This is a genomic window from Sphingomonas sp. LC-1, from assembly GCF_025371035.1.
Lineage (GTDB): Bacteria > Pseudomonadota > Alphaproteobacteria > Sphingomonadales > Sphingomonadaceae > Sphingomonas > Sphingomonas sanguinis_E.
The window spans coordinates 307,479-320,660 of the sequence record NZ_JANZXB010000001.1 but is presented as its reverse complement, the minus strand read 5'-3'; the positions used below and the strand labels follow the sequence as shown (position 1 = coordinate 320,660).

General features: G+C 66.3%; 13 protein-coding genes and 3 tRNA genes. 7 read left to right on the top strand and 9 right to left on the bottom strand.

The features are described 5' to 3' along the window. Positions 1-103: 103 nt before the first annotated feature. From NZL82_RS01435 to NZL82_RS01425, 3 genes are all read right to left on the bottom strand, one after another. A tRNA-Lys gene (locus NZL82_RS01435) sits at positions 104-179 on the bottom strand. 11 nt (positions 180-190) lie between these two features. After that, positions 191-266: transfer RNA gene (locus NZL82_RS01430), tRNA-Lys, on the bottom strand. 142 nt (positions 267-408) lie between these two features. Next, a complete protein-coding gene (locus tag NZL82_RS01425) occupies positions 409-1,017 on the bottom strand; it encodes an NAD(P)-dependent oxidoreductase (RefSeq protein WP_261267993.1) in 609 nt (202 codons plus the stop codon). 108 nt (positions 1,018-1,125) lie between these two features. Between NZL82_RS01425 and NZL82_RS01420 the strand changes: the two genes are divergently transcribed. Further along, positions 1,126-1,494: a helix-turn-helix domain-containing protein gene (locus NZL82_RS01420; RefSeq protein ID WP_261267992.1), complete on the top strand. Its 369-nt coding sequence runs from the start codon at positions 1,126-1,128 to the stop codon at positions 1,492-1,494. A gap of 68 nt (positions 1,495-1,562) precedes the next feature. On the opposite strand, the gene NZL82_RS01415 is transcribed toward NZL82_RS01420, so the two are convergent. After that, complete coding sequence (locus tag NZL82_RS01415) at positions 1,563-3,002, bottom strand: NAD-dependent succinate-semialdehyde dehydrogenase (RefSeq protein WP_261267991.1); 1,440 nt, start codon at positions 3,000-3,002, stop codon at positions 1,563-1,565. 204 nt (positions 3,003-3,206) lie between these two features. Between NZL82_RS01415 and NZL82_RS01410 the strand changes: the two genes are divergently transcribed. The 6 genes from NZL82_RS01410 (at position 3,207) to NZL82_RS01385 (ending at position 8,661) form a co-directional block, all read left to right on the top strand. Beyond that, positions 3,207-4,241, top strand: coding sequence for a sulfate ABC transporter substrate-binding protein (locus NZL82_RS01410; RefSeq protein WP_314732863.1), 1,035 nt, complete (start codon positions 3,207-3,209; stop codon positions 4,239-4,241). A gap of 4 nt (positions 4,242-4,245) precedes the next feature. Further along, on the top strand, positions 4,246-5,076 hold the full coding sequence (cysT, locus tag NZL82_RS01405; protein ID WP_261267990.1) for a sulfate ABC transporter permease subunit CysT: 831 nt from the start codon (positions 4,246-4,248) through the stop codon (positions 5,074-5,076). Further along, entirely contained in the window at positions 5,073-5,918 is an 846-nt protein-coding gene (gene cysW, locus NZL82_RS01400; RefSeq protein ID WP_261267989.1) for a sulfate ABC transporter permease subunit CysW, read from the top strand. The genes cysT and cysW overlap by 4 nt, the downstream gene beginning before the upstream one ends. Further along, positions 5,915-6,958, top strand: coding sequence for a sulfate/molybdate ABC transporter ATP-binding protein (locus NZL82_RS01395; RefSeq protein ID WP_261267988.1), 1,044 nt, complete (start codon positions 5,915-5,917; stop codon positions 6,956-6,958). The genes cysW and NZL82_RS01395 overlap by 4 nt, the downstream gene beginning before the upstream one ends. A 69-nt stretch (positions 6,959-7,027) precedes the next feature. Next, entirely contained in the window at positions 7,028-8,482 is a 1,455-nt protein-coding gene (locus NZL82_RS01390; protein WP_261267987.1) for a phospholipase D-like domain-containing protein, read from the top strand. Continuing rightward, positions 8,482-8,661, top strand: coding sequence for a DUF4169 family protein (locus NZL82_RS01385; protein ID WP_261267986.1), 180 nt, complete (start codon positions 8,482-8,484; stop codon positions 8,659-8,661). The genes NZL82_RS01390 and NZL82_RS01385 overlap by 1 nt, the downstream gene beginning before the upstream one ends. 47 nt (positions 8,662-8,708) lie before the next feature. Here the strand turns inward: NZL82_RS01385 and NZL82_RS01380 are convergent, their stop codons facing one another. The 5 genes from NZL82_RS01380 to mrdA form a co-directional block, all read right to left on the bottom strand. Further along, a complete protein-coding gene (locus tag NZL82_RS01380) occupies positions 8,709-9,380 on the bottom strand; it encodes a spermidine synthase (RefSeq protein ID WP_261267985.1) in 672 nt (223 codons plus the stop codon). Continuing rightward, positions 9,377-9,739, bottom strand: a complete 363-nt coding sequence (locus tag NZL82_RS01375; RefSeq protein ID WP_261267984.1) for a DUF6481 family protein — start codon at positions 9,737-9,739, stop codon at positions 9,377-9,379. Before NZL82_RS01375 ends, NZL82_RS01380 begins: the two co-directional genes overlap by 4 nt. Before the next feature lie 77 nt (positions 9,740-9,816). After that, positions 9,817-9,892, bottom strand: a tRNA-Lys gene (locus NZL82_RS01370). Positions 9,893-10,006: 114 nt separating this feature from the next. Continuing rightward, positions 10,007-11,116 (bottom strand): rod shape-determining protein RodA, encoded by a 1,110-nt coding sequence (gene rodA, locus NZL82_RS01365; RefSeq protein WP_261267983.1) that lies wholly within the window; start codon positions 11,114-11,116, stop codon positions 10,007-10,009. Then, the gene (gene mrdA, locus NZL82_RS01360) at positions 11,113-13,182 is read right to left on the bottom strand and encodes a penicillin-binding protein 2 (RefSeq protein ID WP_261267982.1); all 2,070 of its coding nucleotides are present in this window, start codon (positions 13,180-13,182) and stop codon (positions 11,113-11,115) included. Before mrdA ends, rodA begins: the two co-directional genes overlap by 4 nt.

The following is a 13,182-nucleotide window of genomic DNA, read 5'->3' as shown; positions in this document are numbered from 1 at the left end:
CCGCGATACGGTAGGCGATGCTCAAAACCGTTTGCAACCTGTCTGCCTTCCCCTCGTGACGCATCGGTGCAACCGGGGCGGAAAAGTGCAAACGAAAAGGGGATGGTGGACGCACTTGGGCTCGAACCAAGGACATGCTGATTAAGAGTCAGCTGCTCTACCAACTGAGCTATGCGTCCATTCGGACAGGTGGTGGACGCACTTGGGCTCGAACCAAGGACCCGCTGATTAAGAGTCAGCTGCTCTACCAACTGAGCTATGCGTCCAATGCCGGTCTGCGGCATGGCGGGGAGCGATGTCCCCGTCTGGTGGCGCGCTGTTAGCCGAGCATGTCCGACCTGCCAAGAGGGTTTTTGACATTTTTCTTGCGGTCGGGACCGGATGTTCGATCCCGACCATGTCGAGGCTTCAATAACCGACCGTGAAGCGCTGGCGGATATGACGCGGCTGCTCGATTTCGTCGACCAGAGCGATCGCATAATCCTCGAACGAGATGCTGCTGCCCTGCTCGTTGGACAACAAAGTGTCGGTGCCCAGCCGGAACACGCCCGTCCGCTCACCGGGGACGAACATCGCGGAGGGGGAGAGGAAGGTCCATTCCAGATCGTCCGCGCCGCGCAACAGGTCGAGGAAAGTCGCACCTGCGCTTGCTTCCGCCTTATATTCCTCCGGGAAGCCGGGCTGGTCGATCAGGCGCTGTCCGGGCGCGACTTCCAGGCTGCCTGCGCCACCGACGAGCAGATAGCGCTTTACGCCCGAGGCGCGGACGGTGTCGATCAGGCCTTGCGCATCGACCGCCAGGAAATGCACCGAACTGATCACCGCATCATGGCCGCGCAGCGCGTCGGCCAGCGCAGTAGCGTCGGCCGTGTCGCCCGCGGTTGGGGTGACGCCGGGCAGGGCGGCGATCCGCTCGGGATGACGGGCGATGGCGGTCACCTGATGGCCGCGATCCGACAATTCCTTCAAAATGCGCGAGCCTGCATTGCCCGAGGCTCCGATCAGCGCGATGTTCATGAGCGTTCCTTTCCTGTTGACGCCTTGGTCCACTTTGTAGACCGTGGAGCTATGCAGAGCCTGTCACCCGCACAAGACGTCATTTTGGAGGGACAAGGTCACGGCGAAGTGACCGTCCCGTCCTTCGCGCGGACCAGCGATGGGGGGTGCCCGATCCGCGAGGTGCTCGACCGGATCGGCGATCAATGGAGCCTGTTGGTGCTCGCCGCGCTGGAGCCCGAGACGTTGCGGTTCAACGTGCTGCTGCGCCGGATCGGGGACGTGTCAAAGCAGATGCTGTCGCGCACGCTGCGGCGGCTGGAGGAGGATGGGTTCGTCGCGCGGACCGTCTATCCCGAGGTGCCGCCACGCGTCGAATATCGGCTGACCCCATTGGGCCGGTCGTTCCTGGAACCGATGCGCGGGCTGATTCGCTGGGCGGATACGCATCAGCCCGAGGTGGAGGCCGCCCGCGCCGCCTATCGCGCGCGGGACTGAGCCCATCCTCCCCAAGCGCGGCTTGGGGAGGGGGCGCCGGGCACCAGCCTGGCGATGGGGGGATGGCGTCAGGCGATATGGACCGACTTGGTGACCATATGGTTGGCGATGCCCTCAGGCCCGTCTTCCGAGCCGTAACCGCTTTCCTTGACCCCGCCGAAGGGGGCATCGCCCCAGCTCAGCCGAACGGTGTTGATCGCGACCATGCCCGCCTCGATCTCGTCGCCGAGCTGATTCTGGCGGCGACCATTTTCGGTGAAGCAATAGGCGCCCAGACCGAAGGGCAGGCGGTTGGCTTCCGCAATCGCATCCTCGGTGGTGGCGAAGGGGCGGATCAGCGCGATCGGGCCGAACGGCTCCTCGTTCATCGCCTTGGCGTCGAGCGACACGTCCGCCAGCACGGTGGGAGAGAAGAAGAAGCCGTCACCGCCCTTGGCCTCGCCGCCGGTCAGCATCCGCGCGCCGCTCTTCACCGCATCCTCAATCATCGCGCCGATGGCTTCGGGGCGGCGGGGATTGGCCATCGGGCCCATCTGCGTGTCCGACGACAGGCCATCACCGATCTTCAGCGCGGCGGCGCGTTCGGCGAAACCCTTGGCGAAGCGTTCATAGATGCCCTCCTGCACATGGAAGCGCGTGGGCGCGACACAGACCTGTCCCGCATTGCGGAACTTGTGGGTGACGAGGATGTCGAGCGTCTTGTCCAGGTCGCAATCGTCGAAGACCAGCACCGGGCCGTGACCGCCCAGCTCCATGGTCGACTTCATCACCGTGTCAGCGGCCAGCTTAAGGAGATGCTTGCCGACCGGTACCGATCCGGTGAAGCTGAGCTTGCGGGTGACGGGCGAGGCGAGCAGGTGACGAGACACCGCGTCGGGCACGCCGAAGACGAGCTGCGCGACGTCGCCGGGCAGGCCCGCATCCTGAAAGCAGCGCATGATCGCGATGGCGCTGGCGGGGGTTTCCTCGCTGGGCTTCAAGATGACCGAGCAGCCAGCCGCAATAGCAGGCGAAATCTTGCGCACCGGGTTCATCACCGGGAAGTTCCAGGCGCAGAAGGCCGCGACCGGACCGACGGGCTGTTGCAGCACGAGCGAGCGGGTGCCGGTAGGACGCGGCAGGACGCGACCATAGATGCGCACCGCCTCGCCCGCATGGAAGTCGAGAAGGGCGGCGGTCGCAGCGACTTCGCCCCGCGCCTCGACGATCGGCTTGCCTTCCTCCAGCGTGGCGAGTCGGGCCAGTTCCTCGGCGCGCTCGCGAACCAGTGCGGCGGTGCGATGAAGGACGGCGGCGCGCTCCTGCGGCGCGACTTTTCGCCATTGCTCGAAGCCGCGCGCGGCAGCCTCCAGCGCGCGGTCCATGTCGGCGGTGGTGGCGAGCGGCAGATCGCCCAGCGGCTGGCCGGTCGCGGGGTTCAACACCGCCTGCGTGTCGCGCCCTTCGGAGCCCAACCACTCGCCGCCGATATAAAGTCCGGTTTTCACGTCGAATTGCGGGGCGGTCATGGGTGTCCTTTCCGAAAGACATGGGAATATGCGGGCGGGAGATCGGCCTTGTCCGTCGGTGATGCAAGGCCGTAGGCGGCTCAACCGGCCTTATGCCGGGATCGAGGGAGCAAAAGCAGGGCTTTGTGCGTCCCAAGCTTTCCGGCATTTCCTATCGGGGGGATCGAGATAGGTTACGCGCCGAAACGAAAGGGACAGGTCCACATGCGAGCACCATTTCTGGCAGCCTTTGCCGCATTGATGATCGGGGCGATCGGCCTGTCCGGCTGTTCGGGCAGCGGCAGCGGCGGCAAGGGCTCGGTTGAGCTGCTGAACGTCAGCTATGATCCGACGCGCGAACTCTACAAGGACGTCAACGCCGCCTTCGCCAAACAGTGGCAGGCCAAGACCGGCCAGACCGTGTCGTTCCGCATGAGTCATGGCGGATCGGGCAAGCAGTCGCGCTCGGTGATCGACGGGCTGTCGGCGGACGTGGTGACGCTGGCGCTCGCCTATGACATCGACGCGATTGCCGAGCGGGCCAAGCTGCTTCCGGCCGATTGGCAGACCCGTCTGCCGGACAATAGCGCGCCCTATACCTCGACCATCGTGTTCCTGGTCCGCAAGGGCAATCCCAAGGGCATTCGCGACTGGGCCGATCTGGTGAAGCCGGGCGTGCAGGTCATCACCCCCAGTCCCAAGACCAGCGGCGGCGCGCGGTGGAATTTCCTCGCCGCCTGGGCCTATGGCAAGAAGGCCGGGGGCGGATCGGACGCGGCGGCGCAGAAATATGTCGCCGAGCTGTACGGTCATGTGCCGGTGCTGGATTCGGGCGCGCGCGGCGCGACCACGACCTTTGTCGAGCGCGGCCTGGGCGATGTGCTGATCGCCTGGGAGAATGAGGCTTTGTTGTCCGAGAAGGAACTGGGCGCGGGCAAGTTCGACATCGTCGTGCCTTCCATCTCGATCCTGGCCGAGCCGCCGGTCGCGGTGGTCGATGCCAATGCCAAGGCGCATGGGACCGAGCAGGTCGCGACCGAATATCTCAAATTCCTCTACACGCCCGAGGGGCAGGAGATCGTCGCGCGCAATTTCTATCGCCCGCGTGACCAGGCGGTGCTGGCGAAATATGCCGCAACCTTCCCCAAGCTGGACATGGTGACGATCCGCGATTTCGGCGGCTGGGGCGCGGCGCAGAAGCGGTTCTTCGCGGATGGCGGCGTGTTCGACGCCATCTATGCCGGCGGAAAGCGGCGCTGATCGCATGAGAGCTAAGAAGCGCCGCTCGGCGCTGCCGGGCTTCGGCCTGACCATGGGGATGACCCTGTTCTGGCTGGGGCTGGTCGTGCTCGTGCCGCTGTCGGCCCTCGTCATCCGGGCGGCGGGCATGGGCTGGGAAGGCTTTGCCGAGGTCGGGCTGTCGCCGCGCGCGCTGGCCGCCTATCGCTTGAGCTTCGGCGCGGCGCTGGCGGCGGCGGCGGTCAATGCGGTGTTCGGACTGCTGATCGCATGGATCCTCGTCCGCTACGAATTTCCCGGCAAGAAGCTGATCGACGCGGCGGTGGACCTGCCTTTCGCGCTGCCCACGGCGGTGGCGGGTATCGCCCTGGTATCGCTTTATTCGGACAATGGCTGGATCGGATCGTTGCTCGCACCGCTGGGGATCAAGGTCGCCTATACCCCGCTGGGCGTCACGATCGCGTTGGTTTTCATAGGCTTGCCCTTCATTGTTCGCTCGGTTCAGCCGGTGCTGGCGGACCTGGGGCGTGACGTGGAAGAGGCCGCCGCGACGCTGGGCGCGACGCGCGGTCAGACATTCCGCCGGATCATCCTGCCCGCCATCGCGCCCGCTCTGCTCACCGGCTTCGCGCTGGCCTTCGCGCGCGGGGTGGGCGAATATGGCTCGATCATCTTCATCGCGGGCAACATGCCCTTCAAGTCGGAGATCGCCCCGCTGCTGATCATCACCCAGCTCGAACAGTTCGACTATAACGGCGCGACGGCCATCGCCTGCGTCATGCTGATCCTGTCCTTTGCGATGCTGTTGTTCGTCAATCTGCTCCAGGCGTGGCGCGCCAAGCGGGGGACGCGATGAGCGGCTCCAATCCTACAACCCATGAAAGCCCCTGGGCGCGGCGGGCGCTGATCGGCGTCGGGTTCCTGTTCCTGGCGCTGTTCCTGTTCCTGCCGCTGGTCATGGTCTTCGCGGGGGCGCTGGCGAAGGGGTGGGGCGTCTTCCTCGAAGCGCTCGTCGATCCCGACGCGCTGGCGGCGATCCGCTTGACCCTGCTGGTCGCGGCGATCGCGGTGCCGGTCAATGCGGTGTTCGGCGTGGCTGCCTCCTGGGCGATCGCAAAGTTCGACTTTCGCGGAAAAAGCTTTCTCATCTCGTTGATCGATTTGCCTTTTTCGGTGTCGCCGGTGGTGTCGGGGCTGATCTTCGTCCTGTTGTTCGGCGCGCAGGGCTGGCTGGGGCCGTGGCTGACCGAACATGGCGTGCGGATCATCTTCGCGGTGCCCGGCATCGTGCTGGCGACCGTCTTCGTCACCTTTCCCTTCGTCGCGCGCGAGCTGATCCCGCTGATGGCCGAACAGGGACGCGACGACGAAGAAGCGGCGCGATCACTGGGCGCGAGTGGCTGGCAGACCTTCTGGCATGTCACCCTGCCCAATATTCGCTGGGGGCTGCTATATGGCGTGCTGCTGTGCAATGCCCGTGCGATGGGCGAGTTCGGCGCGGTGTCGGTCGTGTCGGGGCATATCCGGGGGCTGACCAACACCATGCCGTTGCATGTCGAAATCCTGTACAATGAATATGACTTTGTCGGCGCGTTCGCGGTGGCGTCTCTGCTCGCCTCGCTCGCGCTGGTGACCCTGGGAGTGAAGACCGTGTTGGAATGGCGTTTCGGCATCCACCGGGCGGGAGCCGCGCATTGAGCATCACTGTCGACAATATCTCCCGCCGCTTCGGCGGCTTCACCGCGCTGGACCGGGTCTCGCTGGAGACACGGCCGGGCGAGTTTCTGGCGCTGCTGGGGCCGTCGGGGTCGGGCAAGACGACGCTGTTGCGGACCATCGCGGGGTTGGACTTCGCCGATGAGGGTCATGTCCTGTTCGAGGGACAGGACATGACCGGCACCCCGGCGGCCGAGCGGCGGATCGGCTTCGTGTTCCAGAACTATGCGCTGTTCCGCCATATGACGGTGGCGCAGAACATCGCCTTCGGCCTGACGGTGCGCAAGCGGCGCGATCGGCCCGCCAAGGGGGCGATCGCGGCCAAGGTCGCGGAACTGCTTGCGCTCATTCAGCTTCCCGATGTCGGCGATCGCTACCCGGCCCAACTGTCGGGCGGCCAGCGTCAGCGCGTGGCGCTGGCCCGCGCGCTGGCGATCGAGCCGCGCCTGTTGCTGTTGGACGAGCCTTTCGGCGCGCTAGACGCCCAGGTGCGCAAGGATCTGCGCGGCTGGCTGCGGCGTATTCATGACGAAACGGGTCTGACCTCGATCTTCGTGACGCACGACCAGGAAGAGGCGCTGGAACTGGCCGACAGGATCGTCGTCATGCGTGGCGGCGTGATCGAGCAGATCGGCACCCCGCATGAGGTTCAGGCCAAGCCGGCCACCGCCTTCGTCTCGTCCTTCATCGGCGAGACGAACTGCCTGCCGGTTACGCGCGGCGACGGCCTGGCGGTCGTCGGCCGGGGGCTGGCGACGCTTCGCGACGAAGCGAACGGGCAGGGCGCGGGAGAACTCCATATCCGCCCGCACGACGTCGAGCCGATCGGGGCGGATGCGACCGACGCCTTGGCCGTGACCGTCCTGACCAGCCGCCCGATCGGCCGGTCGCGCCGCATCACCGCCGAGATGACCGGGCTGACCGAGCCGCTGACCTTCGACCTGCCCGTCGATACGCGGGCCGAAACGGGGGAGCGGCTGTCGCTGCGTCCCACCCGTTACAGAATTTTCGCGACGACCTGACGCCCGGATCGGCGGACCATTTCGTCCTCGCAACCGTTTGCCCGTTTGCCAGCCCCGGAAGGGGCGGGCATGAAGCGGTCGCAAACGGGGAGATCGAGGTTTAAGGTCGGACAGGAATGCTGGCGGATCGAGCAGGCCGACCGGATGGCGGTCATCGTCGATGCGGAGCGATATTTTCGCATGGCCCGCCGTGCGATGCTGAACGCGCGGCGGCAGATATTGCTGATCGGATGGGACTTCGACGCGCGCATCGTCCTGGATCATGACGACGCGCCGGGCGAGACGGTGGGCGACTTCATCTACTCGCTGGTGCAGCGCCAGCCGGAATTGGAGATTTACCTGCTCCGCTGGGACACCGGCGCGATCAAGTCGCTGTTCCGGGGGCGAACCTTCTTCACGGTCCTGAAGTGGATGGCGCACAAGCGCATCCATACCAAGCTGGATGGCCATCACCCGATCGCCGCCTCGCATCATCAGAAGATCGTCATTATCGACGACCAATTGGCCTTTTGCGGGGGCATCGACATGACCAGTGACCGCTGGGACACGCGCGAGCATCGTGACGATGATCCGCGGCGCAGGCGCCCGGGCGGTCAGCCCTACAAGCCGTGGCACGACGCGATCAGCGCGGTCGAGGGCCCCGTGACGCAGGCGCTGGGCGAGCTGTTCCGGACGCGGTGGCACGCCGCCGGGGGCAAGCCGATGGCACCTGCCGTCCCGGGTGCAAGCTGCTGGCCCGAGGGGCTCGAGCCCGATTTCATCGACCAGCCGGTGGCGATCGCGCGCACCATGCCCGAGATGGACGATCAGACGCCCGTGCATGAGAATGAGGCGCTGTTCCTCGCCCAGATCGCTCGGGCCGAACGCTACCTCTATATCGAGAGCCAATATTTCGCGTCGCGCCGGGTAGCGGAGGCGATCGCCCGGCGGCTGGACGAAGAGAATGGCCCTGAATTCGTCATCATCAATCCGCTGACCGCGCAAGGATGGCTGGAGCCGATCGCGATGGACACGGCGCGCGCAAGGCTGATCGAGGCGCTTCGGCGGCGGGACCGGCATGGGCGGCTGCGACTCTATCATCCGTTCACGGCGGGCGGGGAGCCGATCTACTGCCATGCCAAGATCCTGATCGCGGACGATCGCGTGTTCCGGCTGGGGTCGTCCAACCTCAACAACCGCTCGATGCGGTTGGACACCGAATGTGACCTCGCCATCGCGGTCGAGCCGGACAGCGCGGCGGGGCAGCGTATCGCGGCGATCCGCGACGATCTGTTGGCCGAGCATCTGGGCGTTTCCCCCGCCACGGTGCACGATGCGGTCGAGCGTAACGGATCGTTGATCGCGGCGGTCGAGGCGCTGCGGGGCACCGAGGGACGGACGCTGCGTCCCTATGAAGCGCCCGATCTGTCCAGCGTCGAGGAATGGCTCGCGGACAATGAAGTGCTCGATCCCGAAGGCCCGGACGAGATGTTCGAGTCCTCCACGAGCCGAAAGGGGCTGTTCCGCCGGTTGCGGCGGCGCTGATGGCCGAGATCATCAACTTTCGCCAGGCCCGCAAAAGTCTGGTTCGCAAGGCCGCCGAGCAACAGGCGACCGAGAACCGGGCGCGCTTCGGTCGGACCAAGGCACAGAAGCAGCGCGACGCCGCCGAGCAGGAACGGTTGCGCCGGGAATTGGACGGCGCGAAGCGGGAGGACGATTAGTATCGGCCTAAATTCCTCCCCTGCACGGGCAGGGGAGGGAAATGGTTTCAGCGCGGGACCGCGAACCAGATGGTGTGGGTCGCGCCCTTGCCATTCTCGCGGGCACGCACCTTCACCTCGTCGACGGTGAAGCCCGCGCGAGACAGCCGCCGAGTGAACACCGGATCGGGCGCGGCGGACCAGATGGCGAGCACGCCGCCAGGGCGCAGCGCGACGCGCGCTTCCTCCAGGCCCCGGAGCGAGTAGAGCCCGTCATTGTCCGGCCGGGTCAGCCCGTCCGGTCCATTGTCCACGTCGAGCAGGATCGCGTCATACTGGCCGCGCCCCGCATAGATGGCGTTGCCGACATCGCCCATGGCGAGCGTCACGCGGGGGTCGTCCAAGCATCCGTCGGTCAGCGCCGCCATCGGCCCGCGCGCCCATTCGATGATGCCGGGCACCAGTTCCGCCACGGTGATCCGCGCATCCGCCCCCAGCCGCGCCAGGACGGCGCGCAAGGTGAAGCCCATGCCATAGCCACCGATCAGCAGATGCGGCGCACGCCGTCCCGCCAGCCGGTCGCAGGTCATTGTGCCCAACGCCACTTCCGAGCCGCTCATCCGCGTGCTCATCAGTTCGTTGCGGTCGAGCACGATCATGAAGTCCTTGCCCCGGCGGAACAGCCGCAGGGGCTCGCCGCCCGGCACTTCGGCAATGCCGAGCAGCTCGCGGGGGGTCATTTGCCCTGGCGAGCCTTGCGCGCGGCGTAGCGGGCGTCACGGGCCGCCTTCAGTTCGGCGGCGGTGGGGACCACCGGCGGGCGTGCGGCGGCAGCAGCGGCTTCGGCGGCCGCTTCGGCCTCGGCTTGGGCCTTGGCGCGGGCTTCTTCGCGAGCGGCCTTTTCCTGCTCGATCGCAGCCTTGTGCGCGGCGCGGCGTTCGGCCTCGGCGGCTTCCTTGGCTGCGCGCGCGGCGGCGCGGGCGGCAACCACTGCCGGATCGGGCGCGGCCTTGTTGCGCAACTTTTCGAGCGCTGCCGCCTTGGCATCGCGCGAGGCCGATGCACGATCGGCGAAACCGGGAACCTTATATCCTGCCATCAATCATCTATCCCGTTGGGGGCCGGACGGCCCCATAGCACAACGGCCCCGCATCGCTGCGGAGCCGTCGGAGAAACTGGTGGACGCACTTGGGCTCGAACCAAGGACCCGCTGATTAAGAGTCAGCTGCTCTACCAACTGAGCTATGCGTCCGATCGTCACGCTGCCCTGGCCGTCCGGCCTGCCTCGTGATCGGGAGGCGCGCCTTTAGCATCCGTGTCGGGCTTTGCAAATGGTTTTTGCGCCCACCTGCGAAATTATGCGGCGCTACCAGCGCGCGGCGCGGCGGTTTTCGCGGTCGATGGCCATCAGGATGCCCAGGCACAATAACACCGTCATCTGCGACGACCCGCCATAGCTGACCAGCGGCAGGGGAATGCCGACCACCGGCGCGAGGCCCATCACCATCATCAGATTGACCATGACATAGATGAAGATGGTCGTGGACAGCCCCGCCGCCGTCAGGCGCGCGAACCGGTTCGGCGCGGCCTGCGCCACGTTCAACCCCCAGCGAATGACCATTAGGAAGGCGAGGATCAGCAGGCACCCGCCGACCAGCCCCCATTCCTCCGCCATGGTCGCAAAGACGAAATCGGTATGCCCCTCGGGCAGATAGTCCAGATGGCTCTGAGTGCCGTTCAGGAATCCCTTGCCCCAGATGCCGCCCGAACCGATCGCGATCTTGGACTGGCTGATATGATAGCCGGTGCCCAGCGGATCGCTCTCGGGGTCGAGGAAGATCAGCACGCGGTTGCGTTGATAGTCATGCAGTACGAAATTGACCGCGAGCGGGGCGGCGACCGCCAGTGCGATGCCGCCCCCGATGAACAGGCGTAACGGCACACCCGCCAGGAACATCACCGTCGCCCCGCCCGCGCAGATCATCAGCGCGGTGCCCAGATCGGGCTGCTTCATCACCAGCGCGGCGGGCACGCCGATCATCGCCGCGACCGGCCAGATGCCGGAAAAGCGCCGCGTCTCGGCGGGCGGCATGAGTTCGTAGAAGCGCGCCGCGCCCAGCACGATGAACAGCTTCATCAACTCGGACGGCTGCAAGCGGATGAAACCGACGTCGAGCCAGCGCTGGCTGCCGCCGCGCACCGCGCCCAGCAATTCGACCAGCACCAGCGCGACGACGAGCAGCAGATAGCCCGGCATGGCGATGCGTCGCCACAGGTCGAGCGGCAGCCGCGACAGGACCAGCGAACCCGCCAGCAGGACGAAGAACCGCACCCCCTGTGGTTTGGCCCAGGGGGTCAGCGAACCGCCCGCCGCCGAATAGAGCACGACCAGCCCGAAACAGCCGATCGCCATGACCAGCAGGATCACGCGCCATGGCAGCTTTGCGATGGGTTCGGGAATGATGCGGCCGCTCATGGATTGGGGTCCGCCGCATCGTCGCTGGGATCGGTTTCGCGCGTCGCCATCGCCTCGGCCTGTGCATCCGAAACATTGGTCGCCGCCTCGACGGCAGGCGCGTCGGTGGCGGCCCCCGCATCGGTTTTGGTCGCGGCGGAGGCGGGCTTGGGCGAATGGGCGGCGCGATAGGCGGCTTCCTCGGCCCGCATCCGCGTGGCGATGTCGCCGCCCCAGGTCGGTTCGTCCTGCGCCAGCGAGGCCAGCGCGCGGTCGCGGTCGAACAAATAGGTCATGATGTCCCGCCCGATCAGCGGCGTATCGAGATTGCGCACGGTATGGCCGTTATGCTCCAGCACGACCGCGGCGGCATAACGCGGATTGTCGGCAGGCGCGAAGCAGACGAACAGCGCATGGTCACGCAGCTTGAAGGGAAGCTGCCCGTTCTTCAGCACGCCCATGCGACGTTCGGCCATGGTGATCCGGCGGACCTGCGCGGTCCCGGTCTTGGCCGCCAGCGAGACGCCGGGAACCAGCATCCGCGCCGCGCCGCCGGTGCCGCCCTGGTTGACGACACCGAACATCGCGTCGCGCACGACCGCCAGATGTTCGGAGGCAACAGGGAGCGCGGGCGCGTCGAGATGGAGCTGATGCGACAACAGGCTGGGCTTGAGATGGCGGCCCGACGCGATCCGCGCCGCCATCACCGCGAGTTGAAGCGGATTGGCGAGTACATAGCCCTGGCCGATCGACGCGTTCAGGCCATCGGCGATGGTCCATTTCGTCTTGTATTTCTTCAGCTTCCACGCCGGATCGGGCACGGTGCCGTAACGCTGGGTATTCAGCGGCAGGTCGAACTTTTGGCCCAGCCCCAGCATCCGCGCGACAGGCGCGATCCGGTCATACCCCATGCGCCGGATCATCTCGTAGAAATAGATGTCGCAGCTCTGCTCGATCGCGCCCTTCAGGTTGAGGGCACCGTGCCCGCCGCGCTTGTGGCAGTGGAAGACGCCGGTGCCGACCCGCATCGCGCCGGTGCACAGCACGCGGTCGTCCGCACCGACCCCGGCTTCGAGCAGGGCCAGGCCGTTCATCGGCTTGACCGTCGATCCCGGCGGATACAGCCCCTGGGTGACCTTGTTCATCAGGGGAACATGGTCGTTTTCCGACAGCATCGCCCATTCGAGATGGCTGATCCCGTCCGAAAAGCTGTTGGGGTCGTAAGCGGGCATCGACACCATGGCCAGCGTCTCGCCCGTGCGACAGTCGAGCACCACTGCCGATCCCGAATTGGTGCCCAGACGCCGCGCGGCATATTCCTGCAACCCCGCATCGATGGTCAGGCGGATATTCCTGCCCGGCACGTCGGGGCGGGTGGCGAGTTCGGCCACGACCTTGCCCCGCGCGGTCACCTCGACGCGCTTGGCGCCGGGCTTGCCGCGCAGATACGGCTCCAGCATCTTCTCCAGCCCGTCCTTGCCCAGCTTGAAGCCGGGGGTGACAAGCAACTGGTCGTGGGTCGCCTTGAACTGTTCGGCGGTGGGCGTGCCGACATAGCCGGTCAGATGCGCGACCGCGGGGCCGGCCGGGTAGAAGCGCGCAAAGCCCCGCGTCGGTTGCACACCGGGCAATTCGGGCAGACGGACGCTGACCGCTGCGAAGCGCTCCCAATCGAGCCGCTCGGCCACCTGCACCGGCTGGAACCCGGCGGCATGTTCGAGGTCGAGGCGGATGCGGTTCATCGCCTCGTCGTCGAGCTTCAGGATCTGGCGCAATAGCGCGAGAACGCGGTCCTTGTCCTCCAGCCGGTCGGGAATGATGTCGACGCGGAAATCGGTGCGATTGTTCGCGATCGGGTGGCCGTGCCGGTCGATCAGCCAGCCGCGACGCGGCGGGATCATCGTCGTGTTGACGCGGTTGCTCTCGGAGAGGAGATTATACTTCTCGTTCTGCGCGATCGACAGCCACGCCATCCGCCCGGCTAGCATCAGCCCGACCGCGCCCTGTGCCGCGCCGAGCACGAAGGCGCGGCGCGAGAAGCTATAGGCCTGCGCCGCCTCGGTCATGATCCGCCCCTGGCGTTCCAT